Annotated in this window: 26 protein-coding genes; 16 read left to right on the forward strand and 10 right to left on the reverse strand. The window is 59.1% G+C overall.

Features of this window, described 5'->3' with window-relative positions; genetic code table 11:
• Nucleotides 1–15: 15 nt before the first annotated feature.
• From KGA85_RS19340 to trpE, 7 genes are all read left to right on the forward strand, one after another.
• Entirely contained in the window at nt 16–1,059 is a 1,044-nt protein-coding gene (locus KGA85_RS19340; RefSeq protein ID WP_223460287.1) for an ABC transporter substrate-binding protein, read from the forward strand.
• Between the two features lie 180 nt (nt 1,060–1,239).
• On the forward strand, nt 1,240–2,487 hold the full coding sequence (locus tag KGA85_RS19345) for an ABC transporter permease (protein ID WP_223460285.1): 1,248 nt from the start codon (nt 1,240–1,242) through the stop codon (nt 2,485–2,487).
• A 12-nt stretch (nt 2,488–2,499) separates the two neighbouring features.
• Complete coding sequence (locus KGA85_RS19350; protein WP_046039496.1) at nt 2,500–3,324, forward strand: ABC transporter permease; 825 nt, start codon at nt 2,500–2,502, stop codon at nt 3,322–3,324.
• A gap of 214 nt (nt 3,325–3,538) precedes the next feature.
• Nucleotides 3,539–4,687, forward strand: a complete 1,149-nt coding sequence (locus KGA85_RS19355) for an iron-containing alcohol dehydrogenase (RefSeq protein WP_223460284.1) — start codon at nt 3,539–3,541, stop codon at nt 4,685–4,687.
• A 115-nt stretch (nt 4,688–4,802) separates the two neighbouring features.
• Entirely contained in the window at nt 4,803–5,477 is a 675-nt protein-coding gene (gene rpe, locus KGA85_RS19360) for a ribulose-phosphate 3-epimerase (RefSeq protein ID WP_150725211.1), read from the forward strand.
• On the forward strand, nt 5,474–6,292 hold the full coding sequence (locus tag KGA85_RS19365) for a phosphoglycolate phosphatase (RefSeq protein WP_007986028.1): 819 nt from the start codon (nt 5,474–5,476) through the stop codon (nt 6,290–6,292). The genes rpe and KGA85_RS19365 overlap by 4 nt, the downstream gene beginning before the upstream one ends.
• Nucleotides 6,293–6,362: 70 nt before the next feature.
• Nucleotides 6,363–7,844 carry an anthranilate synthase component I gene (gene trpE / locus KGA85_RS19370; RefSeq protein ID WP_223460282.1) on the forward strand — a complete coding sequence of 494 codons (1,482 nt, stop codon included), beginning with the start codon at nt 6,363–6,365 and terminating at the stop codon, nt 7,842–7,844.
• A 173-nt stretch (nt 7,845–8,017) separates the two neighbouring features.
• Here the strand turns inward: trpE and estP are convergent, their stop codons facing one another.
• Nucleotides 8,018–9,928: an esterase EstP gene (gene estP / locus KGA85_RS19375; protein WP_223460280.1), complete on the reverse strand. Its 1,911-nt coding sequence runs from the start codon at nt 9,926–9,928 to the stop codon at nt 8,018–8,020.
• 408 nt (nt 9,929–10,336) lie between these two features.
• Between estP and KGA85_RS19380 the strand changes: the two genes are divergently transcribed.
• The 4 genes from KGA85_RS19380 (at nt 10,337) to KGA85_RS19395 (ending at nt 13,623) form a co-directional block, all read left to right on the forward strand.
• The gene (locus tag KGA85_RS19380; protein WP_007906885.1) at nt 10,337–10,930 is read left to right on the forward strand and encodes an aminodeoxychorismate/anthranilate synthase component II; all 594 of its coding nucleotides are present in this window, start codon (nt 10,337–10,339) and stop codon (nt 10,928–10,930) included.
• Between the two features lie 9 nt (nt 10,931–10,939).
• Nucleotides 10,940–11,989, forward strand: a complete 1,050-nt coding sequence (gene trpD / locus KGA85_RS19385; RefSeq protein WP_223460277.1) for an anthranilate phosphoribosyltransferase — start codon at nt 10,940–10,942, stop codon at nt 11,987–11,989.
• A complete protein-coding gene (gene trpC, locus KGA85_RS19390; RefSeq protein ID WP_150725216.1) occupies nt 11,986–12,822 on the forward strand; it encodes an indole-3-glycerol phosphate synthase TrpC in 837 nt (278 codons plus the stop codon). Before trpD ends, trpC begins: the two co-directional genes overlap by 4 nt.
• Nucleotides 12,823–12,921: 99 nt before the next feature.
• Complete coding sequence (locus KGA85_RS19395; RefSeq protein WP_223460275.1) at nt 12,922–13,623, forward strand: lipoyl protein ligase domain-containing protein; 702 nt, start codon at nt 12,922–12,924, stop codon at nt 13,621–13,623.
• Nucleotides 13,624–13,633: 10 nt separating this feature from the next.
• On the opposite strand, the gene crp is transcribed toward KGA85_RS19395, so the two are convergent.
• Nucleotides 13,634–14,278, reverse strand: coding sequence for a cAMP-activated global transcriptional regulator CRP (gene crp / locus KGA85_RS19400; protein ID WP_223460273.1), 645 nt, complete (start codon nt 14,276–14,278; stop codon nt 13,634–13,636).
• A 230-nt stretch (nt 14,279–14,508) separates the two neighbouring features.
• On the opposite strand from crp, the gene KGA85_RS19405 reads away from it, so the two are divergent.
• Entirely contained in the window at nt 14,509–14,931 is a 423-nt protein-coding gene (locus tag KGA85_RS19405) for an OsmC family protein (RefSeq protein WP_007941657.1), read from the forward strand.
• Between the two features lie 239 nt (nt 14,932–15,170).
• Entirely contained in the window at nt 15,171–15,962 is a 792-nt protein-coding gene (gene speD, locus KGA85_RS19410; protein WP_007986012.1) for an adenosylmethionine decarboxylase, read from the forward strand.
• An 81-nt stretch (nt 15,963–16,043) separates the two neighbouring features.
• On the opposite strand, the gene coq7 is transcribed toward speD, so the two are convergent.
• From coq7 to hemJ, 6 genes are all read right to left on the reverse strand, one after another.
• On the reverse strand, nt 16,044–16,691 hold the full coding sequence (gene coq7 / locus KGA85_RS19415; RefSeq protein WP_223460272.1) for a 2-polyprenyl-3-methyl-6-methoxy-1,4-benzoquinone monooxygenase: 648 nt from the start codon (nt 16,689–16,691) through the stop codon (nt 16,044–16,046).
• A gap of 148 nt (nt 16,692–16,839) precedes the next feature.
• Nucleotides 16,840–17,178 (reverse strand): histidine triad nucleotide-binding protein, encoded by a 339-nt coding sequence (locus KGA85_RS19420; protein ID WP_007986008.1) that lies wholly within the window; start codon nt 17,176–17,178, stop codon nt 16,840–16,842.
• 80 nt (nt 17,179–17,258) lie between these two features.
• Entirely contained in the window at nt 17,259–18,047 is a 789-nt protein-coding gene (locus KGA85_RS19425) for an SDR family NAD(P)-dependent oxidoreductase (protein WP_108231607.1), read from the reverse strand.
• A 61-nt stretch (nt 18,048–18,108) separates the two neighbouring features.
• Nucleotides 18,109–19,074 carry a DUF805 domain-containing protein gene (locus tag KGA85_RS19430; protein ID WP_223460270.1) on the reverse strand — a complete coding sequence of 322 codons (966 nt, stop codon included), beginning with the start codon at nt 19,072–19,074 and terminating at the stop codon, nt 18,109–18,111.
• A gap of 93 nt (nt 19,075–19,167) precedes the next feature.
• The gene (locus tag KGA85_RS19435) at nt 19,168–20,136 is read right to left on the reverse strand and encodes an NAD(P)H-dependent flavin oxidoreductase (RefSeq protein WP_223460269.1); all 969 of its coding nucleotides are present in this window, start codon (nt 20,134–20,136) and stop codon (nt 19,168–19,170) included.
• Nucleotides 20,137–20,169: 33 nt separating this feature from the next.
• Nucleotides 20,170–20,598, reverse strand: a complete 429-nt coding sequence (gene hemJ, locus KGA85_RS19440) for a protoporphyrinogen oxidase HemJ (protein ID WP_223460267.1) — start codon at nt 20,596–20,598, stop codon at nt 20,170–20,172.
• A 295-nt stretch (nt 20,599–20,893) separates the two neighbouring features.
• Here hemJ and argC point away from each other — a divergent pair, with 295 nt between their 5' ends.
• Both argC and erpA read left to right on the forward strand, forming a co-directional pair.
• On the forward strand, nt 20,894–21,928 hold the full coding sequence (gene argC / locus KGA85_RS19445; protein WP_007980174.1) for an N-acetyl-gamma-glutamyl-phosphate reductase: 1,035 nt from the start codon (nt 20,894–20,896) through the stop codon (nt 21,926–21,928).
• A gap of 166 nt (nt 21,929–22,094) precedes the next feature.
• Entirely contained in the window at nt 22,095–22,445 is a 351-nt protein-coding gene (erpA, locus tag KGA85_RS19450; protein ID WP_007906865.1) for an iron-sulfur cluster insertion protein ErpA, read from the forward strand.
• Between the two features lie 68 nt (nt 22,446–22,513).
• On the opposite strand, the gene KGA85_RS19455 is transcribed toward erpA, so the two are convergent.
• The gene (locus KGA85_RS19455) at nt 22,514–23,605 is read right to left on the reverse strand and encodes an anhydro-N-acetylmuramic acid kinase (protein ID WP_223543317.1); all 1,092 of its coding nucleotides are present in this window, start codon (nt 23,603–23,605) and stop codon (nt 22,514–22,516) included.
• A gap of 3 nt (nt 23,606–23,608) precedes the next feature.
• Nucleotides 23,609–25,033 (reverse strand): peptidoglycan DD-metalloendopeptidase family protein, encoded by a 1,425-nt coding sequence (locus KGA85_RS19460; RefSeq protein WP_223460263.1) that lies wholly within the window; start codon nt 25,031–25,033, stop codon nt 23,609–23,611.
• Nucleotides 25,034–25,244: 211 nt separating this feature from the next.
• Between KGA85_RS19460 and tyrS the strand changes: the two genes are divergently transcribed.
• A complete protein-coding gene (gene tyrS, locus KGA85_RS19465) occupies nt 25,245–26,444 on the forward strand; it encodes a tyrosine--tRNA ligase (RefSeq protein ID WP_223460261.1) in 1,200 nt (399 codons plus the stop codon).
• Nucleotides 26,445–26,903 lie beyond the last annotated feature (459 nt).

The raw sequence follows: 26,903 nt of genomic DNA on the forward strand, positions 1-26,903 counted from the left end.
TGGAGAGAACAATAAATGTTGAGATCCCTGAAATTCACCGCTTTGGCACTGGGCATGATGGGCGCGGCACACGCAATGGCGGCCGGCCCGGACCTGACCGTGGTGTCCTTTGGTGGGGCGAACAAGGCGGCTCAGGTCAAAGCCTTCTACGCACCGTGGGAAGCGGCAGGCAACGGCAAGATCGTGGCCGGCGAGTACAACGGTGAAATGGCCAAGGTCAAGGCCATGGTTGACACCAAGAGCGTGTCCTGGGATCTGGTAGAGGTTGAATCGCCGGAACTGTCCCGTGGTTGCGACGAAGACATGTTCGAACAGCTTGATCCGAAGTTGTTCGGTAAGACCGAAGACTACGTCAAGGGCGCCATCCAGCCTTGCGGCGTGGGTTTCTTCGTGTGGTCGACCGTGCTGGCCTACAACGCCGACAAGCTGAAAACCGCACCGACCAGCTGGGTGGATTTCTGGGACACCAAGCAGTTCCCGGGCAAGCGTGGCCTGCGTAAAGGCGCCAAGTACACCCTGGAATTCGCACTGATGGCCGACGGCGTTGCGCCGAAAGACGTCTACAAAGTGCTGGCCGGCAAAGACGGTCAGGACCGCGCGTTCAAGAAGCTCGATGAGCTCAAGCCAAACATCCAGTGGTGGGAAGCCGGCGCACAACCGCCGCAATACCTCGCTTCCGGCGACGTGGTCATGAGCTCGGCCTACAACGGTCGTATCGCTGCCGTGCAGAAAGAAAGCAACCTGAAAGTCGTGTGGAACGGCGGTATCTACGACTTCGACGCATGGGCCATTCCAAAAGGTCTGGATGCCAAGCGCGCTGAAGCCGCGAAGAAGTTCATCGCCTACTCGGTGATGCCACAGCAGCAGAAGACCTACTCGGAAAACATCGCCTACGGCCCGGCAAACACCCAGGCTGTACCCCTGCTGACCAAGGATGTCCTGAAAGACATGCCGACTACCCCGGAAAACATCGCCAACCAGGTGCAGATCGACGTCAGCTTCTGGGCTGACAACGGCGAGCAACTGGAACAGCGCTTCAACGCCTGGGCTGCCAAGTAAGCAGAACCTTGTGATGGTGGGCTTGCCCCACCTGTGGGAGCGGGCTTGCTCGCGAAGACGGAGTGTCAGTCAACAGCGATGCTGAATGTGCTGACGCCTTCGCGAGCAAGCCCGCTCCCACAATAACGATCGAGGTGGTATTTCCACCTCTGTAACGATCAAAGATTCCCGGAGTACGTCATGGCTATCGCCGTTCCCCTGAACGAGGGCACCAGCCCCACCTTGAAGCAGCGGCTCAAGCATGCCGAGCGGGTCAACCGCTGGAAGGCCCAAGCGTTGATCGCACCGCTGGTGCTGTTTCTGTTGCTGGTGTTCCTGGTGCCGATCGTGGCGCTGCTCTACAAAAGCGTTGGCAACCCGGAAGTGGTCGGCGGCATGCCGCGTACCGTGACCGCCATCGCCAGTTGGGACGGCCGCGGCCTGCCCGCTGAACCGGTTTACAAAGCGGCGGCCGAAGACCTCGCCGACGCTCGCAAGAATCAGACCCTGGGCGATCTGTCCAAACGCCTGAACATGGAACTGGCCGGCTACCGTAGCCTGCTGACCAAAACTGCCCGCGCCTTGCCGCTCGCCACTGAACCTGCCTCCTATAAAGAAGCGCTGGAAGGTCTCGATGAGCGCTGGGGCGACCCGGCCTACTGGCAAGCGGTGCGCCGCAACACCAGCAACATTACCCCGTATTACCTGCTGGCGGCTGTCGATCACCGCATCGACGACCTCGGCGAAATCGCCCCGGCCACCCCGGACCAGGCGATCTACCTCGACATCTTCGCCCGCACCTTCTGGATGGGCCTGATCATCACCGTGATCTGCCTGGTGCTGGCGTATCCCCTGGCTTACCTGTTGGCGAACCTGCCATCACGGCAGAGCAACCTGCTGATGATCCTGGTGCTGTTGCCGTTCTGGACCTCGATCCTGGTACGGGTCGCGGCGTGGATCGTTTTGCTGCAATCGGGTGGCCTGATCAACAGCGGCCTGATGGCCATGGGCATCATCGATAAGCCGATCGAGCTGGTGTTCAACCGCGTCGGTGTCTACATCTCGATGGTGCACATCCTGCTGCCGTTCATGATCCTGCCGATCTACAGCGTGATGAAAGGCATCTCGCCGACCTACATGCGCGCCGCGATTTCCCTCGGCTGCCATCCGTTCGCCAGCTTCTGGCGGGTGTACTTCCCGCAGACCTATGCCGGTGTAGGCGCCGGTTGCCTGTTGGTGTTCATCCTCGCCATCGGCTACTACATCACCCCGGCATTGCTGGGCAGCCCGAACGACCAGATGGTCAGCTACTTCGTCGCCTTCTACACCAACACCAGCATCAACTGGGGTATGGCGACCGCACTCGGTGGGCTACTGTTGCTCGCGACGGTCGTGCTTTATCTGATTTACAGCTGGCTGGTGGGCGCGAGCCGCCTGCGCCTGAGCTAAGGGGAGAACGAAATGCTGAGTCCTTATATGTCGCCCATCGAACGGGTGTGGTTCTACAGCTTGCGGATTCTCTGCGGCTTGATTCTGTTGTTCCTGATCCTGCCGGTGCTGGTGATCATTCCGCTGTCGTTCAACTCGGGGAGTTTTCTGGTCTATCCGCTGCAAGGCTTTTCGCTGCACTGGTACCAGGACTTCTTTGCCTCGGCGGAATGGATGCGTTCGTTGAAGAACAGCATCATCGTGGCCCCGGCAGCGACGGTACTGGCGATGATCTTCGGCACGCTGGCGGCGATCGGCCTGACCCGAGGCGATTTCCCGGGCAAGCCGCTGGTGATGGCGCTAGTGATTTCGCCGATGGTGGTGCCGGTGGTGATCATTGGTGTGGCCAGTTACCTGACCTTCGCTCCACTGGGATTTGGCAACAGCTATACCTCGCTGATCGTCGTGCATGCCGTGCTCGGTGTCCCGTTTGTGATCATCACAGTGTCGGCGACCTTGCAGGGGTTCAACCAGAACCTGGTACGGGCTGCGGCAAGCCTGGGCGCTTCGCCGCTGACCACGTTCCGCCGGGTGACCTTGCCACTGATTGCGCCGGGCGTGATCTCCGGGGCGCTGTTTGCCTTTGCGACTTCGTTCGATGAAGTGGTGGTGACGCTGTTCCTTGCCGGCCCCGAACAAGCGACCCTGCCACGGCAGATGTTCAGCGGTATCCGCGAAAACCTCAGCCCGACCATCGCCGCCGCCGCGACGCTGCTGATTGCCTTCTCGGTGATCCTGTTGCTGACCCTGGAATGGCTGCGTGGGCGTAGCGAGAAACTGCGCACGGCGCAGGTTTAAGCCTTCACACCAATCAACTGTAGGAGCGAGCCTGCTCGCGATAGCGGACTTTCAGTCGACATCCATAGTGACTGTCAGTCCGTCTTCGCGAGCAGGCTCGCTCCTACATTGGATCTCCAGTGTCTGTTGGGTCATTCACGACCTGAATGGAAGACAACCCGAAATCCCCAGCTACTATTGTGCCCAGCTCCCCTACCTATAAGAGGCTGCGCACATGAGTCTTTCCTCTTTCAAAATCGCTCACAAACTGATCACCGGCGCAGGTGCCATCGAGCAACTGGCCGCCGAGCTGACACGCCTGGACATCGACAACCCGCTGATCGTCACCGATGCCGTCTTGGTCAAGTCCGGCACGGTAGAACTGGCCCTGGCACAGCTGGGCGAACGTAGTTACGAGATTTTCGACCGGGTACTGCCGGACCCGGAAATTGCCATCGTCGAAGATTGCATGCAGGTCTATCGCGACGGCGGGCATGACGGCTTGATCGGCCTCGGTGGCGGAAGTGCCATCGACATTGCCAAGAGCGTGGCGGCCTACGCCGGGTACCACGGTGCGCTGGAGGATTTGTTCGGTATTGATCAGGTCCCGCGCAAAGGCCCGCCGCTGATCGCCATCCCGACCACCGCCGGCACCGGCTCGGAAGTGACCAACGTCGCCATCCTTTCCGACAAGCTCGCGCAACTGAAGAAGGGCATTGTCAGCGACTACCTGTTGCCGGATGTGGCGCTGGTCAGTCCGCAAATGACCCTGACCTGTCCGCGCAGCGTCACGGCGGCCAGCGGCGTCGATGCGCTGGTGCATGCCATCGAGTCCTATCTGTCGGTCAACGCCTCGCCGATTACCGATGCCCTGGCCATCGGCGCCATCAAGTTGATCGCCAAGGCTTTGCCCAAGGCCTACGCCAACCCGTCGAACCTGCAAGCGCGCGAAGACATGGCCACTGCCAGCCTGATGGCCGGCATGGCGTTCGGCAATGCCGGGGTTGGCGCGGTGCATGCGCTGGCGTATCCGCTGGGCGGGCGTTTCAACATTGCCCATGGAGTCAGTAATGCCTTGTTACTGCCCCATGTCATGACCTGGAACAAGATGGCCTGCATCGAACGCATGCAGGATATCGCCGAGGCCATGGGCGTGAAGACCGCTCAATTGAGCATCAACGAAGCGGCCGACAAAGCCGTGCAAGCCATGTCCGAACTGTGTGCCGCTGTGGAAATTCCCCAGGGCCTGCGCAGCTTCGGTGTGCCCGAGGACGCCATCCCGTCCATGGCCGTGGAAGCGGCGGGGATCGAGCGCTTGATGCGCAACAATCCGCGCAAGTTGAGTGCCGTCGATATCGAAAAGATCTATCGCGCGGCGTACTAGAGCCTTTGCTGTTATTGGATGATGGCAAGGTCCAATCATCGCGCTCACGGTGCGCGCGTCAAAGCATGAGGTATACAATGCGCGCCATCGTGATTCTGCTCAGAAAAGGTGCGTCATGCAGCCCTTCGTAATTGCTCCGTCGATTCTCTCCGCCGACTTCGCCCGCCTGGGTGAAGAAGTGGACAACGTCCTGGCCGCCGGTGCCGACTTCGTGCACTTCGATGTCATGGACAACCACTACGTACCGAACCTGACCATCGGCCCGATGGTCTGTGCGGCGCTGCGCAAGTACGGCGTGACCGCGCCGATCGACGCGCACCTGATGGTCAGCCCGGTGGACCGCATCGTCGGCGACTTCATCGAAGCCGGCGCTACTTACATCACCTTCCACCCGGAAGCCACCCAGCACATCGACCGCTCCCTGCAATTGATCCGCGAAGGCGGCTGCAAGTCGGGCCTGGTGTTCAATCCGGCGACCCCGCTGGATGTGCTCAAGCACGTCATGGACAAGGTCGACATGATCCTGTTGATGAGCGTCAACCCGGGCTTCGGCGGGCAGAAGTTCATCCCCGGCACCCTCGACAAGCTGCGTGAAGTGCGGGCGCTGATCGATGCGTCGGGCCGTGACATTCGCCTGGAAATCGACGGCGGCGTGAACGTGAACAACATTCGCGAAATCGCTGCGGCTGGCGCTGACACCTTCGTCGCCGGCTCGGCCATCTTCAATGCGCCGAACTATCAGGAAGTCATCGACAAGATGCGTTCCGAACTGGCGCTGGCTCGCCCATGAGTGGCTTTGAGCAGTTGTTCCCGGGGCAACTGCCGCGGCTGGTGATGTTCGATCTGGACGGCACGTTGATCGATTCGGTCCCGGACCTGGCAGTGGCTGTGGACAAGATGCTGCTCAAACTCGGTCGTAAGCCCGCCGGTCTGGAAGCGGTACGTGAATGGGTCGGCAACGGCGCGCCGGTATTGGTGCGTCGTGCGCTGGCTGGCGCTATAGATCATTCGGCGGTCGATAACCACGAGGCCGAACGGGCGCTGGAGTATTTCATGCAGGCTTATGGCGAGAGCCATGAGTTGACGGTGGTGTATCCCGGCGTGCGCGACTTCCTCAAATGGCTGCAAAAGCAGGGCGTCGAGATGGCGCTGATCACCAACAAGCCGGAGCGTTTCGTCGCGCCGCTGCTGGATCAGATGAAAATCGGCCGTTACTTCCGCTGGATCATCGGCGGCGACACCCTGCCACAGAAAAAGCCCGATCCGGCCGCGCTGTTTTTCGTGATGAAAATGGCCAACATTCCGGCTTCGCAGTCGTTGTTTGTCGGCGATTCGCGCAGCGATGTGCTGGCGGCGAAAGCGGCGGGGGTCAAGTGCGTGGCCCTGAGCTACGGCTATAACCACGGTCGGCCAATTGCCGAAGAGTCGCCGGCGCTGGTGATCGACGACCTGCGCAAACTAATTCCCGGTTGCCTGGATCCGGCCGCTGAGATAACGTTGGCCGACGCTGTCAAACCCCCTTCTGGAAACGCCATCGTGGTGGTCACTCGCAAACTCTGGATGAAAGTCATCAAGGCCCTGGCCCGCTGGCGTTGGCGCGCCTGACTTGATTCTGGCCGGTTATCCGGCGCGTTTGCATACCTGACTGTTCGACCCTCAAGCCACGAGGCACCTCATGATCCGCGAAGAATTCCTGCGTTTGGCCGCTGCCGGCTACAACCGCATCCCGCTTGCCTGCGAAACCCTGGCCGACTTCGACACGCCCCTGTCGATCTACCTGAAGCTGGCCGACGAGCCCAATTCCTACTTGCTGGAGTCCGTACAGGGCGGCGAGAAGTGGGGCCGTTACTCGATCATCGGCTTGCCGTGCCGTACCGTGATGCGGGTTCACGATCATCATGTCAGCGTGACCGTCGATGGCGTCGAGACCGAAAGCCACGACGTGGAAGACCCGCTGGCCTTCGTCGAAACCTTCAAGGCTCGCTACAACGTTCCGACCATTGCCGGCCTGCCGCGCTTCAACGGCGGCCTGGTGGGTTACTTCGGTTATGACTGCGTGCGTTATGTGGAAAAGCGCTTGGGCAAATGCCCGAACCCGGACCCGCTGGGCGTACCGGACATTCTGCTGATGGTGTCCGACGCCGTGGTGGTGTTCGATAACCTGGCCGGCAAGATGCACGCCATCGTCCTGGCCGACCCGGCGCAGGAAGACGCCTTCGAACAAGGGCGCGCGCGCCTGGAGGAGTTGCTGGAAAAACTCCGTCAGCCGATCACCCCGCGCCGTGGCCTGGACTTCAGCAAGCAACAATCGGCTGACCCGGTGTTTCGCTCCAGCTTCACCCAGGACGATTACGAAAAAGCCGTCGACACCATCAAGGAATACATCCTGGCCGGTGACTGCATGCAGGTCGTGCCGTCACAGCGCATGTCGATCGACTTCAAGGCGGCGCCGATCGATCTGTACCGCGCGCTGCGCTGCTTCAACCCGACGCCTTACATGTACTTCTTCAACTTCGGCGACTTCCACGTCGTCGGCAGTTCGCCGGAAGTGCTGGTGCGGGTCGAAGACAACCTGATCACCGTGCGCCCGATTGCCGGCACCCGTCCGCGGGGCGCCAACGAAGAGGCCGACCTGGCGCTGGAAAAAGACCTGCTGTCGGACGACAAGGAAATCGCCGAACACTTGATGCTGATCGACCTCGGTCGCAACGACACCGGTCGCGTATCGGAAATCGGTTCGGTGAAGCTCACCGAGAAAATGGTCATCGAGCGTTACTCCAACGTGATGCACATTGTGTCCAACGTCACCGGGCAACTGAAAGCCGGGCTGACCGCCATGGACGCACTGCGGGCGATTCTGCCGGCGGGCACCTTGTCCGGCGCGCCGAAGATTCGCGCGATGGAAATCATCGACGAACTGGAGCCGGTCAAGCGTGGCGTCTACGGCGGTGCGGTCGGTTACTTCGCCTGGAACGGCAACATGGACACCGCCATTGCGATCCGCACGGCGGTGATCAAGAACGGCGAACTGCATGTGCAGGCCGGTGGCGGCATCGTCGCCGACTCGGTACCGGCGTTGGAATGGGAAGAAACCCTGAACAAGCGCCGCGCGATGTTCCGCGCCGTTGCCTTGGCTGAACAGACCCCGAACACCTGAGCTTACTTTTGACACAGTGGCAAAGGGCTTTTTGTGGCGAGGGAGCTTGCTCCCGCTGGCCTGCGAAGCAGGCCCCATCGACGACTGCTACGCAGCCGAGCGCGAGCAATAAGTGTTCACCAATAAAAAAACGCGGCGCCTGTGAGGGCGCCGCGTTTTTTATTGGCTGCACATCAGAAGTCCAGCGCAACACCTAGGTTGATGCCCTGTTGGGTGAAGTCGTCGTCCTTGCGAATGTTGTAGCTGGCGCGCAGTGCCAGGTCCCGGGTGAGGTTGTGGCTCACCCCCAGGTTCACACGCTGCAAGTGACTTTGCGGGGTGTAGCCTTCCAGCGTGAACTGGTTGTTCGGCAGGCTGTTGAGGTTGATACCCACGTCCTGAGTGTCGTCGTTGTACTCGCGCTCGATTGCCGCTTCGCCGAAAACCTGGGTTTGCGGGGTGATCTGGTATTTGCCCTGCAGGCCAGCGCCCAGACGCCGGGAAATACGCTCCTGATCAGCGAAGGTCAGCGCCGTGGAGTCGTTGCCGTCCTCCGAGTAACCATCGACTTGCACCTTGGAGAAGTCGGCGCTGACAAACGGCGACAGATGCCAAGGGCTGCTGGCTTGTTGCGCAATGTCGTAACCCACGCGTGCGCTGAAGGCTTCGACGTAGCCGCTGGTATCGCCTTTTTCGCCGCGTTCGTTGACGCCCAGCTGGAATTTACGCTTGAGGCTATCGTAATCCAGATGCCCGGCCGTCAGCGCCGCATCAGCCCACACACGGTTTTGCTGGTACTGGGCGAATGCCGTGCCCAGGTAAGTGTTTAGCTTGTAGTCGGAGTCGTTGTTGCCGGCTTCGAGTTTCTGGTTATAGAAACCGGCCACCAGACCAACACGCCAGGCATCGTCGAGACGGTAGCTGCTACCGATGTTCAGGTTGGCACCGTTACCGTCGGCGCTTGCCACGCTGTCCTGACCGTCAAAGTCCTGATGCTGTCCGCCGCCGGAAACAATGGCTCGCCATTGGCCGACGCCTTGCCAGTTTTCCCAATCGGCCAGCCACTGATTGCGCAATTCATCCTGATGCGCACGCACGGTGCCCTGGGCCATTTCTGGCAGCAAGGTCAACTCCCACGGCGCCGCCAGCAGGGAATACGCGTAATCGGCAATCAGGCGCTGCCCGGCTTCGGTGGGGTGCACCGAGTCGTTGTAGATCAGCTTGGTCGGGTCCGGCGTGGCGCTGTTGATGCCGTAGCGGGCGTTCTCGGTGCAGCCGCTGCCGCTGAAGCAGGTGGCGATGAGGTTCTGGTCGGTGGCCAGGCCAAACTGTGCCGGGTTGGCGAACGTCTCTTTGAGCAGTACCGGAATGTTGAGCGGGATGACTTCGGCATTGATGTTTTGCAGTCGGCTTACCAGTTCAGTGTTGAACTGGGCGCTGAGTTGGGACGTGAACGCTTGCAGCGGGGTGCCGTTGAACGCCGGGGTAAAGCCGATATCGGGCAGCAACCAGACCATGACGTATTTGGCACCGGCGGTTTGCAGCGTCTGCACGCTGTCAGCCAGGCGGTCGGCGGCGGCACTGGCCTGGGGCAGGCTGGTGACGCGACCTTGCAGGAAGTCGTTACCGCCACCCGACAGGTAATACAGTGCGTTCGGGTCGGCACGGAAGTTATTGGATGGAAGATAGCCGGCCCGGGTGCGTTCGCCGGTGGCGGAGGTGCTGGTAATCGAATCAAGAATCTGGTCGGTACGGTAGCCGCCTACAGCCCAGTTGTTACCATCAGGCAGGCCTTCGTTGACGCGAACTGCTGAAGCAGAGGATGCCGTCTGGTCCGGTGAAAACCCCAGTTTTCCACCCAGAATCTGTGTGGCGTTGAGCGAGCGGACTTCGCCGCTGCCATCCAGGTACACCGGCCCCGTCCGGTTGGTGAAGCGCTGCGTCGCCCCGGCAGGCCCGCCCGTGTCGGCAAAGGTCCCAGCGTCGTTAAGGCTGTCCCCGAAGACAATGAAGCTTGTATAAGGATTAGGTGCGGCGTTCGCCTGGGCGCATGCGATCGCGAGCAAGCATCCTGCGAGCGGTACAAACAACGACTGTTTGATCATGAGCAAGTCCGTTTATTTATTGTTGTAGTGAACGAAACGACAGTACCAAAAACTTTCGGCCTTTTGCCATCTGTCGCTAAGCCTTTGATAGTTTCGCGGGCAGCACCCCCGGCGATATTGCGCGCTCTGCCCAGCTAAGTTACTGTGCCGGGACGTACGAACGAGACCTTCCCCGTGTTGATCATCAGTAAACTCCTGGATCAAGTCATCAAGGCACACGCCCGCTGGCGTTGGCGCGCCTGAATTCTTTTGCCGGCCTCGCCGGACCTGTATCGCTTCGCCTTCTATACCTGTTTGAAATGCCGCTTTGCTGGCGCTACTCCGGCACCTGACAAAGCGCAGCACTCTGCGGGTAAATCATTCGAAGGCCATCTTCAAAGTCAGTGAATTCAAGAGGTTCTAAACGCCATGTTGCTGATGATCGATAATTACGACTCCTTTACCTACAACGTTGTGCAGTACCTGGGCGAGCTCGGTTCCCAAGTCAAGGTCGTGCGCAACGATGAACTGACCATCGCTGAAATCGAAGCCCTCAACCCTGAGCGCATCGTCGTGTCCCCCGGTCCTTGCACCCCGACCGAAGCCGGTATCTCGATTGAAGCGATCAAGCATTTCGCCGGCAAACTGCCGATTCTTGGCGTCTGCCTCGGCCACCAGTCCATCGGCCAAGCCTTTGGCGGTGATGTGGTGCGCGCCCGTCAAGTGATGCACGGTAAGACTAGCCCGGTGTTCCACGAGGACAAGGGTGTCTTCGAAGGGCTGAATCGTCCGCTGACGGTCACGCGCTATCATTCATTGATCGTCAAGCGCGAAACCCTGCCAGATTGCCTGGAGCTGACCGCCTGGACCCAGCTCGAAGACGGCTCGGTCGACGAGATCATGGGCCTGCGTCACAAGACTCTGAACATCGAAGGCGTGCAGTTCCACCCTGAGTCGATCCTCACCGAACAGGGCCACGAACTGTTCGCCAACTTCCTCAAACAAACCGGCGGCACGCGCTAAGGACTTTTCATGAACATCAAGACAGCCCTGAGCCGTATCGTCGATCACCTCGACCTCAGCACCGATGAAATGCGCGATGTGATGCGCGAAATCATGACCGGGCAATGCTCGGACGCGCAGATTGGCGCGTTCATGATGGCTATGCGCATGAAGAGCGAAAGCATCGACGAAATCGTCGGTGCAGTGTCGGTGATGCGCGAACTGGCGGACAAGGTCGAACTCAAGACCCTCGACGGTGTGGTCGATGTGGTGGGCACCGGCGGCGACGGCGCCAATATCTTCAACGTGTCAACCGCTGCTGCGTTCGTGGTTTCCGCTGCTGGCTGCACCGTGGCCAAACATGGCAACCGTGCAGTCTCGGGCAAGAGCGGCAGTGCCGATCTGCTGGAGGCGGCCGGTATCTACCTGAACCTGACACCGGTGCAAGTGGCGCGCTGCATTGACAACGTTGGTATTGGTTTCATGTTTGCCCAGACCCATCACTCTGCGATGAAATACGCTGCAAGCCCGCGCCGCGAACTGGGTCTGCGGACCTTGTTCAACATGCTCGGCCCGCTTACGAATCCGGCCGGTGTGAAACATCAGGTGGTGGGCGTGTTCACCCAGGCCTTGTGCCGGCCGCTGGCGGAAGTGTTGCAGCGTCTGGGCAGCAAGCATGTGCTGGTGGTGCATTCGAAGGACGGCCTGGATGAGTTCAGCCTGGCAGCACCGACCTTCGTGGCAGAACTGAAAAACGACCAGATCACCGAGTATTGGGTCGAGCCGGAAGACCTGGGCATGAAGAGCCAGAGCCTGCATGGGTTGGCAGTAGAAAGCCCGGCGGCATCTCTTGAGCTGATTCGTGATGCCCTGGGCAAGCGCAAGACCGAAAACGGTCAGAAAGCGGCCGAGATGATCATGCTCAATGCCGGTGCCGCGCTGTACGCCGCCGATCATGCCAGCAGTTTGAAAGAGGGAGTTGCACTTGCGCACGATGCGCTGCACACCGGCCTCGCTCGGGAAAAGTTCGAGGAGCTGGGTGCGTTTACCGCGGTATTCAAAGTGGAGAATGAGGGATGAGTGTACCGACGGTTCTGGAAAAGATTCTGGCGCGCAAAGTCGAGGAGGTGGCCGAGCGCAGCGCTCGCGTCAGCCTCGCCGAGCTGGAAAGCCTGGCCAAGGTGGCCGATGCACCCCGTGGTTTTGCCAAGGCCTTGCTGGCTCAGGCCAAGCTGAAGCAGCCGGCAGTCATTGCCGAAATCAAGAAAGCCTCGCCAAGCAAAGGCGTGATCCGCGAGAACTTCATTCCCGCCGACATCGCCAGAAGCTACGAGAAGGGCGGCGCGACCTGCCTGTCGGTACTCACCGACATCGACTACTTCCAGGGCGCGGATGCGTATCTGCAGCAGGCCCGCGCGGCGTGCCAGCTGCCGGTGATCCGCAAGGACTTCATGATCGATCCGTACCAGATCGTCGAAGCCCGGGCCTTGGGTGCCGACTGCGTGCTGTTGATCGTTTCCGCGCTGGATGACGTGAAAATGGCCGAACTGGCAGCCGTGGCCAAAAGCGTCAACCTCGATGTGCTGGTGGAAGTCCACGACGGCGACGAGCTGGAGCGGGCCTTGAAAACCCTCGACACTCCGCTGGTTGGCGTGAACAACCGCAATCTGCACACCTTCGATGTCAGCCTGGAAACCACCCTCGACCTGTTGCCGCGTATTCCGCGCGATCGACTGGTCATCACCGAGAGCGGCATTCTCAACCGCGCCGATGTCGAACTGATGGAAATCAGCGACGTCTACGCATTCCTGGTCGGCGAAGCCTTCATGCGCGCCGAAAGCCCGGGCAGCGAGTTGCAGCGTCTGTTCTTCCCTGAGCGCGGTGTACCTGTCAGCGGCTCTACACTCGACTGACCCCCGCCATTGCAGGCAACCCGATTCCCTGTGGGAGCGGGCTTGCCCGCGATGAGGACCTCAAATTCCCTAAAGACCTCATGTCTGCCGGAGTCGCCTATGTCGCTGCCAATCTCCCTGACCATCGAAGCTGGCCTGCAAGCCGAACAGGATCTGCTGGCCTCGGTCTGCGCCAGCGACGCGGAGTTCGGCCTGCTGTTCTGGCAGCCGAGTGATCGGGCGCTGGTCATGCCGCGCCGTTTGAATCGCCTGCCCGGTTTCGAGGCCGCATGTGAAGTGTCGGCAGTGGCAGGTTGGCCAGTACTGTTACGTGAAACCGGTGGCGAACCGGTGCCGCAATCGGCCTCAACGATCAACATCGCCCTGGTTTACGCGCCCCCACGCAGCGAAGGGGATCTGAATCGCATCGAAACCGGTTACCACCGCTTGTGCGATCCGATTTGTCAGTTGCTGGATGAGTTGGGAGGCACTTCATCCCTGGGTGAAATCGAAGGCGCCTTCTGTGACGGTCGCTTCAACGTCAACCTCGACGGACGCAAAATGGTCGGTACCGCCCAGCGCTGGCGCCAGAGCCAGGGTGGGCAGCGTCCGGTAGGACTGGTGCACGGAGCGATGCTGATCGATAACGAGCGAGTGTCAATGGTCGCCGCGGTCAATCGTTTCAACGAGGCCTGCGGGCTGGAGCAACGCGTACGCGCCGAAAGCCACATCGCGCTGCATGAGAAGTTCACAGCACCCAATGCACTGGCACGTCTGGACGAACTCTACCGGTTGATGCTGGCGCAGATGTTCAGCGGCTAGGTTTTCGAGCTTATCGCGTACCGAAGACCACCATGGTCTTGCCTTTGACGTCCACCAGGTTGCGTTCTTCCAGATCCTTGAGTACGCGACCGACCATCTCCCGCGAACAACCGACAATCCGCCCGATTTCCTGACGTGTCACCTTGATTTGCATACCATCGGGGTGAGTCATGGCGTCTGGCTGTTTACACAGCTCCAGCAGGCAGCGGGCGACTCGACCGGTTACATCAAAGAATGCCAGGTCACCGACCTTGCGCGTGGTGTTGCGCAGACGCTGTGCAATTTGTCCGCTGAGCACGTAAAGAATGTCCGGATCCTGCTGGGACAACTCGCGGAATTTCGCGTAGCTGATTTCCGCGACTTCGCATTCAACCTTGGCCCGCACCCAGGCGCTGCGCTCCTGCTCTAGGCCAGCTTGCTCAAACAGACCCAACTCGCCGAAAAAGTCCCCGGTGTTCAGGTAGGAAATGATCATTTCATGGCCGTCGTCATCTTCGATCAGGATGGTGACTGAGCCTTTGATGATGAAGAACAGCGTTTCCGAGCGGTCGCCGGCACAAATGATGTTGCTCTTGGCCTGATAGCGGCGGCGCTGGCAATGCATCAACAGCTTGTCGAGGTTCTTGATCTTGGGGTTGGGGGCAATCGCAACCATGGTTGTATCCCGAAAAGACTGCACGGTGTGTTTGGTTTTTTTATGAATAGCGGACGCTGGGGAAAAGCTGGCAATGCGCCATTGAATTGGCGTCAGCTTAACAGACACCTCTTGAAATATTCGAGCATTTACCTACAAGGCGGTGGGATATGTCCTAGGACGCCGGGCGCCGTCAATCACGGGGCCTGTGCTAAGCTGGCGACCCTTTTTTATACAGTGGAGTCTTGGCGATGAAGGCACGCATCCAATGGGCTGGCGAAGCCATGTTCCTCGGCGAATCCGGTAGCGGTCATGTCGTGGTCATGGACGGTCCGCCCGATGCCGGCGGACGTAACCTGGGTGTCCGGCCGATGGAAATGCTGCTGCTGGGTGTCGGCGGTTGCAGCAATTTCGATGTGGTCAGCATCCTCAAGAAGTCCCGCCAGGCAGTGGAAAGCTGTGAAGCCTTCCTTGAAGCCGAGCGTGCGACCGAAGATCCAAAGGTGTTCACCAAGATCCACATGCATTTTGTGGTCAAGGGCCGCGGGCTGAAAGAAGCCCAGGTCAAACGCGCCATCGAGCTGTCTGCCGAGAAATATTGCTCGGCTTCGATCATGCTCGGCGCCGCAGGCGTGGCAATTACCCACGACTACGAGATCATCGAGCTCGGTTGAATCGACATTCAACTATCATAAAAGCAGTGCAGACTCTGGCGAACACAAGCTGACGTCTGCATAATGCGCCACTTTTTTCAGGGTGGTGGCCCGTCAGCCGACAGGCCTCGCACCCGAACAGACAACCAAAATCGCCATCGCGAAGAGGTGTTAACCGTCCTACGCAGGTGCGTTGTTCGCATCTGACGGGCATGCTTGATCACGCGGCCGGGCCGCAAACACATAGAGAGTTTTTAACGGTGAAAAGCAAACTCAAGCTCCACGGGTTCAATAACCTGACAAAGACCTTGAGCTTCAACATCTATGACATCTGCTACGCGGAAACCCCGCAAGACCAGCAGGCTTACGTCGAGTACATCAATAAAGAGTACAACGCGAAACGCCTGACGCAGATCCTCACGGAAGTTGTCGATATCATTGGTGCCAACATCCTGAACATTGCCAGTCAGGACTATGAGCCGCAGGGCGCCAGCGTCACGATCCTGATCTCGGAAGAGCCGGTAACCCCGACCGACAGTCAGATCGAAGAGTCCCCGGGCCCGCTGCCCGAAATTATTCTGGCCCACCTCGACAAGAGCCACATTACGGTGCACACCTACCCGGAAATCCATCCGGTCAGCGGTATTGCAACCTTCCGTGTGGACATCGACGTGTCGACTTGCGGGGTCATTTCACCGCTTAAAGCGCTCAACTTCCTGATTCACCAGTTCGATTCGGACATCGTGACCGTGGACTACCGTGTGCGCGGCTTCACCCGTGACGTTGAGGGCAAAAAGCACTTCATCGACCACGAGATCAATTCGATCCAGAACTACCTCTCCGATGACACTTACGACGCGTACCAGATGACCGACGTGAACGTGTACCAGGAAAACCTGTTCCACACCAAGATGCTGCTGAAGAACTTCGAGCTGGATAACTACCTGTTCGGCGACGCCACCAGCAACCTGTCCTCTGAGCAACGCGCCCAGGTGACCGAGCGGGTGAAACACGAAATGCTCGAAATCTTCTACGCGCGCAATATGGCGTAAGACTCCCGAGCACAAAAAAAGGCGACTCCCTCACGGCAGTCGCCTTTTTTATTCTGGCGCTCGCTCCTACAAAAAATGGAGTCAGATCCGATAAGTACTCTTGGTCATCACCTTGGCCATCAGGCTCATCCCGAATTTCACCGGTGCCGGAAAGCGGAACCCGCCAGCCTCCAGCGCACTTTCGGCATGCTGTTCTTCATCGATACGCATCTGCTCAAGAATCGCCCGGGATTTTTCATCCTCGGCCGGCAATTGCTCCAGATGTTCGTTCAGGTGTTTGCACACCTGGTCTTCCGTCGCCGCAACGAACCCCAGGCTGACTTTATCGCTGATCAGGCCGGCCACTGCGCCAATCCCGAACGACATGCCATAGAACAGCGGATTGAGGATGCTGGTGTGGCTACCCAGTTGATGAATGCGTTGTTCGCACCAGACCAGGTGATCGACTTCTTCTTCGGCGGCATGTTCCATCGCGGCACGCACTTGCGGCAGCTTGGCGGTCAGTGCCTGTCCCTGGTACAGCGCCTGGGCGCAGACTTCGCCGGTATGGTTGATGCGCATCAGGCCGGCAACGTGGCGCGTGTCTTCGTCGCTCATCTTCGCATCCGGCTGTACGATGGCGGGCGACGGACGGTACGGCTGACCGCTGAAGGGCAGCAGGGTGCGCATCGCGGCATCGGCTTGCAGCAGAAGGCGGTCAATTGGCGAGTAGTGACGTTGGGTAGTCATGCTGACCTCCGGGGGGATTTCGGCGGCCAGTTTAACCCAATCGGCCGGGGAAGGTTTGCGCTGGGTCATTGTGATGCAGAGGCTGTGACAGTGTTGTGATGCTTTTTGTGGAAGCGGCAGTGTGCCGCTTCCTCGGGGTTTGGCGCAATCAGCCCGGCGGCCAGTGCATCTGGCGCTGACCCAGCACGTGCATATGAATGTGGTAGACGGTTTGTCCGCCTTCTTCATTGCAGTTCATGACGACGCGGAAACCTTTTTCGCAGCCCAGTTCCAGTGCCAGGCGCTGGGCGGTGAACAGAATGTGCCCGGCCAATGCCTTGTCGTCCTCGGTCAGGTCGTTCAAAGTGCGAACCGGTTTCTTCGGGACCACCAGGAAATGTACCGGTGCCTGTGGGGCAATGTCGTGGAAGGCCAGTACCTGGTCGTCCTCGTAAATGATCTTCGCCGGGATTTCCCGGTTGATGATCTTGGTGAACAGAGTATCCACAGCTGTTTTCTCCGTTGTTTGGGCTGGCCTGAGTGTACTCATGGCGTATGCCAGCGCCCAGCTTTTTACCTTAAGTTGGATCAGCGCGGGCAGTAAGCCTTGTTGACCATACCGGCGATTGTGCGAGTCAGCCAGCGCGAGCCCAGCCGCGGCAGGAAGGCGAACCAGCGGTTGCGCCGCCCGGGAATAATGATCGCTTTATTCTTTTCCAGTGCGCGCACGGTGTAGAGCGCCACTTCCTCGGGGCTCATCAGCAGTTTGCTGTTGGCCAGTTTGTCGCTGTCGAGTTGTGCGGTACGGAAAAACGCCGTGCGGGTCGGCCCGGGGCAGAGCACCGAAACCTTGATCGCACATTTTTTCAGCTCGACACGCAATCCTTCGGAAAAGTGCAGCACATACGCTTTGCTGGCGTAATAAGTGCTCATCCACGGCCCCGGTTGAAACGCCGCCACCGAGGCCACATTCAGAATCTGCCCGCCGCCTTGCAGGGCCATGCTGTTGCCGATGGCATGGCACAGGCGGGTGAGGGCGAGGATGTTCACTTCGATCAGGTCTTGCTCGGTCATCCAGTCCTGGGCCAGAAACGGGCCGCATGTACCGATACCGGCGCAGTTGACCAGCAGATCGATCTGCCGGTCGCCTTCTTCCAGCTCCAGCAGGAATCCGGACAGGCGCAGCGGTTCGCCCAGGTCGCAGGCACGGAACAACACTTCCACGCCGAACCTTTGGGTCAGTTCAATCGCAATACTTTCCAGCTGATCACGTTGTCGGGCCACCAGAATCAGGCTGCGGCCGCGCCGGGCCAGCGCTTCGGCCATTGCCAGGCCGATGCCGCTGGAGGCGCCAGTGATCAGAGCGTAACGGGTCATGCAGTTCTCCATCGCAACAGCTCCGCGCCGCGACGCAGGTGTCACGGGCCAGGAGCGCTGTTTATTCTTTCGCAGAGTCTACAGGGGGCTGGGCCTCTTCGGCTGCATCGTTGGCGGAATTTGGCACCGGTTCGACCTCGACGTCGATTTCATCGGTGGTGACCGAACTGCTTTCGTAGCTGCTCTGGGCGGCGCTTTTGTATTCTTCCCGTATCGCCGTGAGACCACCGGCCAGCGAGCCGAACAGAACCAGCGCGATAACGATCAGCCACAGCGAAGACAATACCTTGACCGCGGTACTGTTCGGCGGAGGCGGTGGGCCGTAGCGGTTGGCGGTGTCGTTGCCCGGTACGACCATGATCACGAACGGAAAGAAACTGCCAACGAACGGCACCAGGTTCAGCAGCCACAGCCAGCCGGACCAGCCGACATCGTGCAAGCGTTGAACGGTGATCTGGATGCTGACGAATACAAATCCGACGAACAGGATCAAGGCCAGCAAGCTGCCCAATATCAGGCCGGCGGTCGAATCCGCGCCGATGAGAGCCAGGGCGACCAAGGCAAACACCCCGCAAACGGCCAGGAGCACAGTTGACAGCACCAGCGTCCAGGCGAGGTAACGCAAGCGGCCGATACGGCCATCGAAACTGAATGGCTTGAGCGTGGCGAATTCCGCCACTGCTTCGCCGACCGGCGCGCGAGGCGGCGCGTAAGGGGACTGCGGATCTGCCAAAGGCTCCTGGCTGCTGGCCGGAGCATGCTCATGCACGTCGGCGAGGTTCAACTCGATCGGCGTTTCGGCTTCGATGCGGGCGTCGATACCGGTTTTGCTCAGTGCCTGGAGATAGGTCTGGGCATCGGCTTGCGACAGGTTGCGTTTGAGCGCTACCGGACGCCCGTTGAACAAGCGCTCAATGGCCGTGACATCGCTTTTGAACAAATCGGCGAGATTGAGCTTTGCCGTGGTGATGTCGACACCGGGCAGCAAGGCGCCCTCGAATACGATCTTGAAATGATTTTCGCCCATGTGCGAAGCATCCTTGTCGCGAGAGGTTGAAAGAAGAATGATGTGCCCGGGCGGGAGTAAGGCCAGCCGGGCAAGACTGGCCAAGGTTTGCTGTCAGCTCGGCCAGCGTTTGGTCAACTGGGCAGCCTGCTCCTGGGCCTTGCGGTACTCCGCGTCGAGACGTGCAATCAACTGCTCGACACTCGGCAAGTCCTCGATTTCTCCCACGCCCTGGCCTGCAGACCAAACGGTTTTCCAGGCTTTGGCCTCATCGCTCACGGGTTTGAGCTTGGAACCGAAGTTGATCTCGCCCTTGCCTTGCAAGGCGGCCATATCGAAACCGGCGGCCTCCAGGCTCTGACGCATGAAGCTCGCAGGGACACCTGACACGACTGGAGTATGGATGATGTCTGCCGCTTTGGATGTCAGCAGCATTTCTTTGTAGGCGTCAGGCGCGTGACTTTCGGTCGTGCCGATAAATCGTGTACCAAAGTAGGCCAAATCCGCGCCGAGCAATTGAGCGGCAAGAATTTCGTGGCCGTGGTTCAGGCAACCGGCCAGCAACAGGGTCTTGTCGAAGAACTGGCGGATTTCGGCAATCAGCGAGAACGGGCTCCAGGTCCCGGCGTGTCCACCGGCGCCGGCAGCCACGGCGATCAAGCCATCCACGCCGGCTTCGGCCGCTTTCTCGGCATGACGACGAGTTGTCACATCATGGAAAACCAGGCCGCCGTAGCTGTGGACCGCGTCGACCAGTTCTTTCACGGCGCCGAGGCTGGTGATCACGATCGGCACTTTGTGTTCGACGCAGATCTCAAGATCCGCCTGTAAGCGTGGATTGCTGTTATGGACGATCAGGTTCACGGCATAAGGCGCGGGATTTTCCATTGTCGCCAACCCGGCTTCGATTTCTTCCAGCCAGGCCTTGAAACCGCTGCTTTCGCGCTGGTTCAACGCCGGGAAGCTGCCAACCACGCCCTGACGACAACAGGCGAGTACCAATTGCGGATTGGATATCAGGAACATCGGCGCCGCCACCACGGGCAGACGCAAACGTTGTTCGAGCAGAGCGGGCAGCGACATTGGAAGTACCCCGGTGAGTGGTGCCTGGTGAATTTAGAACGGTCGAACGACGACCAGAATTACGATAGCCAGCAATATCAGAACCGGCACTTCATTGAACCAGCGATAAAAGACATGGCTGCGGGTGTTCTCGCCACGGGCAAAACGTTTTACCTGGGCACCGCACATGTGGTGGTAGCCGATCAGCAACACGACCAGGGTCAATTTGGCGTGTATCCAGCCACCCTGGCTGAAGATGCCTGGGTTGAGGTAGATGAGCCAGCCGCCGAAGATCAGCGTGGCGATCATCGCCGGGCCCATGATGCCCCGGTACAGCTTGCGCTCCATGACGCTGAAGCGTTCCTTGCTGATCGTGTCTTCACTTTGTGCGTGATAAACGAACAGTCGTGGCAAGTAAAACAGGCCGGCAAACCAGCAAACGATGCTGATGATGTGAAAAGCTTTAAGCCACAGATAGAGCATTTTTAGTTATTCCAGTATTCACGGTAGCCCGAATAGTAGAGAAAGAGTCCCGTCTCGGACATAACTGTTCAATTTTGACGGTGTCTTTTGTCGCCATGCTGCGTTGCCGCTCCTCGCCATAGCGGGCTATGACTCGTCGCGGCGCCTTGTCTGGCAACAAAATCCACTCGCCAAAACTTGAACGTATGCCCGAGACGGGACTCGTGAGCGCCCGCACGTCACCTTGACGGTTGTCGCAGGGGCGCGCGGCCCCTATTATCGACGGCTTTCCAGTGGGTTCGTTGAGGGCAGGTTTATGGTCAAGGTCGGTATCGTCGGCGGCACGGGTTACACCGGTGTCGAACTGCTGCGTCTGTTGGCGCAACATCCGCAAGCTGAGGTGGTTGTCATCACTTCCCGATCCGAGGCTGGCCTGGCCGTGGCCGACATGTACCCGAACCTGCGAGGCCATTACGACGGCCTGGCGTTCAGCGTTCCGGACATCAAGACCCTGGGTGCCTGCGATGTGGTGTTCTTCGCCACACCGCACGGTGTTGCCCATGCCTTGGCGGGCGAGTTGCTGGCGGCCGGGACCAAGGTCATCGACCTGTCGGCCGACTTCCGTCTGCAAGACGCGGATGAATGGGCCAAGTGGTACGGCCAGCCGCACGGTGCACCGGAGTTGCTGGACGAGGCGGTCTACGGCTTGCCGGAAGTCAATCGCGAGCAGATCAAGAAAGCGCGCCTGATTGCCGTGCCGGGCTGCTACCCAACTGCAACGCAATTGGGTTTCCTGCCATTGCTCGAAGCCGGACTGGCCGATGCCGCGCATTTGATTGCTGACTGCAAGTCCGGCGTCAGCGGTGCCGGTCGTGGTGCTTCCGTAGGTTCGCTGTACTCCGAGACGTCGGAAAGCATGAAGGCCTATGCGGTCAAAGGTCACCGTCACCTGCCGGAAATTCGCCAGGGGCTGCGTCGTGCAGCAGGCAAGGACGTCGGCCTGACCTTCGTTCCGCACCTGACACCGATGATTCGTGGCATTCACTCCACGCTCTACGCAACCGTTGTTGATCGCTCGGTGGACCTGCAGGCGTTGTTTGAAAAGCGTTACGCCAACGAACCGTTCGTCGATGTGATGCCGGCCGGCAGCCATCCGGAGACTCGTAGCGTACGGGGTGCCAACGTCTGCCGTATCGCGGTGCATCGCCCTCAGGATGGTGATCTGGTGGTTGTGCTGTCGGTGATCGACAACCTGGTCAAAGGCGCTTCGGGTCAGGCGGTGCAGAACATGAACATTCTGTTCGGGCTGGATGAGCGTCTGGGCCTGTCTCACGCAGGCATGCTGCCGTAAGCTTTATCGTGTACAGCAAAAGGCCCGTCTGACGGGCCTTTTTGCATTCCGGGCCGGCGATTGGATTGGTTGATATACCATAACAATAGTTGACCGCTTTTCTAGGAGAAGCGGATAATGCGCGTCATCACGCAATATGACGGCGTAACGCCGGGAGATAGTCAGCATGAGCGTCGAATCCTTCACCCCCACGGCTTTGCAATTCACCCACGGTGCCGCGCACAAGGTGAAGAGCCTGGTCGATGAAGAGGGGAATGATCGCTTGAAGCTGCGCGTATTCGTTACGGGCGGCGGTTGTTCAGGTTTTCAGTACGGCTTCACCTTCGATGAAGAAGTAGCCGATGACGACACCATCGTCGAGCGCGAAGGTGTGAGTCTGGTTGTCGATCCGATGAGCTTCCAGTACCTGGCAGGTGCCGAGGTGGACTACCAGGAAGGTCTGGAAGGTTCGCGTTTCGTCATCAAGAACCCTAATGCGACCACCACTTGTGGCTGCGGTTCTTCGTTCTCGATCTGATCAGCGCACCTGTTTCACAGAACGCCGCACGGCCTCAGGGCTTTGCGGCGTTTTGCTGTGTGGAGGATTTATGCAGGGTAGATGGCGCCCAGTACGCGCAAGCCGCGGGCACCGGTGACGCTCGGGCGGTTGGCTGCGATGCCTTCGAGACAGCAATGAGCCAGCCACGCGAAGGCCATGGCTTCGACCCAGTCGGGGTCCACGCCGTAAGCGGCAGTGCTGCTGACGCTTGCGTTTGGCAGCAGGCTGGCCAGGCGATTCATCAAGGCAGTGTTGTGGGCGCCTCCGCCGCAAACCAGCAGTTCCTGCGTGTCTGCCTGGGCGCTTTGCAGTGATTCGATGATGGTCAGCGCGGTCAGCTCAAGCAGCGTCGCCTGAACATCCTCGGCGGCGAAGGCTGGCAGTTGTGCCAGATGCCGTGTCAGCCATGGCAGGTTGAACACTTCCCGGCCGGTACTCTTCGGGCCTTTGGTCACAAAGAACGGATCACTGAGCAGTGCATTCAACAGCACCGGTTCTACGTTGCCGCTGGCAGCCCATTGGCCGTCACGGTCAAAGTGGTCGCCGCGTTGCTGGTGAATCCAGGCGTCCAGCAGCACATTGCCCGGGCCACAGTCGAAACCGGCGACCGGCTTGCCGGGCTGGATAAGGCTGAGGTTGCTGAAGCCGCCAACGTTCAGCACTGCACGATTACCAGCCCGCTCTTCAAACAGGGCTTCGTGAAAGGCGGGAACCAGCGGTGCGCCTTGTCCGCCGGCAGCGACGTCGCGGCTGCGGAAGTCGCTGACCACGGTGATACCGGTCAGCTCCGTCAGCAGGGCCGGGTTGCCAATCTGCACTGTGAAGCCGCGTGCCGGTTCGTGGCGGATGGTCTGGCCATGGCTGCCAATCGCACGAATGTCGTCAGGCTTCAGTTGCTGCTGAGCGAGGAGGGCATGAATCCCTTGGGCTGCCAGCTTCACCCAGTTCTGCTGGGCGATGGCGGAGCGGGCGATTTCGTCCGGGCCGCTGGCGCACAAGCCGAGCAGCTCGGCGCGCAGGGTATCGGGCATCGGGATGTAGTGGGAGGCGATCAGCCTGATCGCCGGGGCTTGCTCGATCAGTGCGAAGTCCAGGCCATCAAGGCTGGTTCCGGACATCACACCTATATAGAGCGCCATGGCTTAGCGCTTGCTCGAAGCCAGCAGAGTGGCTTTTTCCTGTTCCATGCGCGCCATCAGTGGCTGGCTTTGGGCGAGGAAGCGTGCGCGTTCAGCCTTGGCAATCGGATCGGCCATTGGCAGTTTCTGGCCCAGCGGGTCGACGTGCACACCATTGACCTGGAACTCGTAGTGCAGGTGCGGTCCGGTGGAGAGACCGGTGGTGCCGATATAGCCAATCACCTGGCCCTGTTTCACCGTGCCGCCAGTCTTCACGCCTTTGGCGAAGCCTTGCATGTGGCCGTAGAGCGTGGTGTAGGTGTTGCCGTGCTGGAGGACCACGGTATTGCCGTAGCCACCACGGCGGCCGGCCAGCAACACCTTGCCATCACCGGCAGCCTTGATCGGCGTGCCGCGCGGTGCTGCGTAGTCGACGCCTTTGTGGGCGCGGATCTTGTTCAGGATCGGGTGTTTGCGGCCCATGGAAAATTTCGAGCTGATGCGGGCGAAGTCCACCGGTGTGCGGATGAACGCCTTGCGCATGCTGTTGCCGTCAGCGGTGTAGTAGCTGCTGTTGCCTTGTTTGTTGGTGTAGCGCACGGCGGTGTAGGTCTTGCCGCGGTTGGTGAAGCGCGCCGACAGGATCGGGCCAGTGCCGACGGCCTTGCCGTTGACTACCTTTTGCTCGTAGATCACGTCGAACTCGTCGCCCTGGCGAATATCCTGGGCGAAGTCCACGTCGTAGCCAAACACACTGGCCATGTCCATGGTCAGGCTGTGAGACAGGCCGGCCCGGGCTGCGGACTGCGACAGCGAGCTGTTGATCACGCCATGAACGTAAGCGGAGCGCACGGTCGGTTTCGCGGTAATGCGGTTGAAGGTGTAGCCCTTGTCGTTCTTGGTCAGGCTGATGCTTTCGAGGTCGTTGAGCTTGCTGTGCAGGTTGGTCAACTGGCCGTCAGGACTCAGTTCGAATTCGAGTTTTTGCCCATGCTTGAGCTGGCTGAACTGCTTGGCCTGCTTGTCGCTGGCCAGCACGTCATGCACTGAGGTGGCTGGGAGGCCGACCTTCTCGAACAGTGTAGAGAGGGTGTCACCCTTGGTGACGATCACTTCCCTGTGGCTTGCCGGCTTCTTTTCTTCGACGACCGGCAGCGGTGCAGGTTCGGCTTGAGCGGTTTCCTGGGTGTCTTCGGCGCTGTTGTCGATCTGCGCGAAGGGGGAGGTTGCTGGTTCATTTGTGGCTTGAACGACGTCAGCAGCGTCTTGATCTTGTGTCAGTTGTTCAGCAGGGCTTTCCAGTTCAAGACTCAGGGTTGTCTTTTTGGCTTCAACATCGCTGGAAGGGAATACCAGGAGCGCCAGACTGAGAAGGGCGGCGATGCCACTTGCGGCAAGCAAGTGGGTCTTCGGGTAAAGCGGCGGCGCTTTAGACGATTCGTTGGTCATAAGTGGTTTTGACTTTGAAAAAGATGAATTGGAAAAGATGAATGACATGATGAAGATGAAATAACTGTATAAAATATAACCAAATCATCTCTGAAGCAAGTCCGCAGGCACTCTGTCTGCGGATTGGCGTCCGTGCGCCGGGCAAACCTTGTATTTGACGCGCGATCTTGTATGGTTGGTTCCCTTTGAATCTGAGCCTTGCGGGTCTGTTATGAAGTCGGTTGAAGAGCAGCTAGCGCTGATCAAACGTGGTGCGGAAGAACTGTTGGTCGAGTCCGAGCTGATTGAAAAGCTCAAGCGTGGCCAGCCGCTACGTATTAAGGCGGGCTTCGATCCAACGGCTCCGGATCTGCACTTGGGTCACACCGTGCTTATTAATAAGCTGCGCCAGTTCCAGGAGCTGGGGCATCAGGTGATCTTCCTTATAGGTGACTTCACCGGGATGATCGGCGATCCGAGCGGCAAGAGTGCCACGCGCCCGCCGCTCACTCGCGAGCAGGTCCTCGAGAATGCCGAGACCTACAAGACTCAGGTCTTCAAGATTCTGGATCCGGCAAAAACCGAAGTGGCATTCAACTCCACCTGGATGGATCAGATGGGGCCGGCCGACTTCATTCGCCTGACTTCGCAGTACACCGTGGCTCGCATGCTCGAGCGCGATGACTTCGACAAGCGCTACACAACCAATCAGCCTATCGCCATTCATGAGTTCCTTTATCCGCTGGTTCAGGGTTACGACTCGGTAGCCCTGCGCGCAGACGTCGAGCTCGGCGGTACTGATCAGAAGTTCAACTTGCTGATGGGGCGCGAGCTGCAGCGTGGTTATGGTCAGGAAGCCCAGTGCATTTTGACCATGCCGCTGCTTGAAGGTCTGGATGGCGTGAAGAAGATGTCCAAGTCCTTGGGCAACTATGTCGGTATCCAGGAAGCGCCGGGCGTGATGTACAGCAAGCTGGTCTCCATTCCGGATGCGCTGATGTGGCGTTACTTCGAGTTGCTCAGCTTCCGCTCCATGGATGAGATCGATGCGTTCCGTGCTGATGTAGAGGCGGGTGCCAATCCGCGTGACATCAAGATCCAGCTGGCTGAAGAGATCGTTGCGCGCTTCCATGGTGAGGAGGCTGCTGCCAATGCTCATCGTGCCGCCGGTAACCGTATGAAGGATGGCGAGCTGCCGGATGATCTGCCGGAAATCGAATTGACTGCTGCCGAAGATATGCCGATCGCTGCTGTCCTTAATAAAGCAGGGCTGGTTAAGAACTCGGCGGTGGCTCGAGATCTCCTGGGTTCCGGTGGTGTGCGTATAGATGGTGAGGTTGTCGATCGCACCTTTATATATGCACTGGGCGCGACCCATGTTTGCCAAGCCGGGAAGAAGGCATTTGCGCGTATTACGCTCAAATCCGAATAAAGCTGAAATAAGGGGTTGACGGCGAATTTTAGAAGCCTATAATTCGCCCCACTTCCGGCGCACTCGAAACGGAAAACTCCTTGGTAAACAATGAGTTACGCAGGTTTCGGCAGCAGGTTGCTTCAGGTCATCGAAGCCAAAAGGAAGTTGAAAAAGAGGTGTTGACAGCAGCGTGTAACGCTGTAGAATTCGCCTCCCGCTGACGAGAGATCTGAGGCGCAAGTGGTTGAAGTTACAAAGGAAACTTTGAAAGCTTCTGAAAAATACCACTTGACAGCAAATGAGGCTGCTGTAGAATGCGCGCCTCGGTTGAGACGAAAGATCTTAACCAACCGCTCTTTAACAACTGAATCAAGCAATTCGTGTGGGTGCTTGTGGAGTCAGACTGCTAGTCAACAGATTATCAGCATCACAAGTTACTCCGCGAGAAATCAAAGATGTAACCAACGATTGCTGAGC

It is taken from the genome of Pseudomonas sp. GL-B-12, assembly GCF_019955895.1.
Taxonomy (GTDB): domain Bacteria; phylum Pseudomonadota; class Gammaproteobacteria; order Pseudomonadales; family Pseudomonadaceae; genus Aquipseudomonas.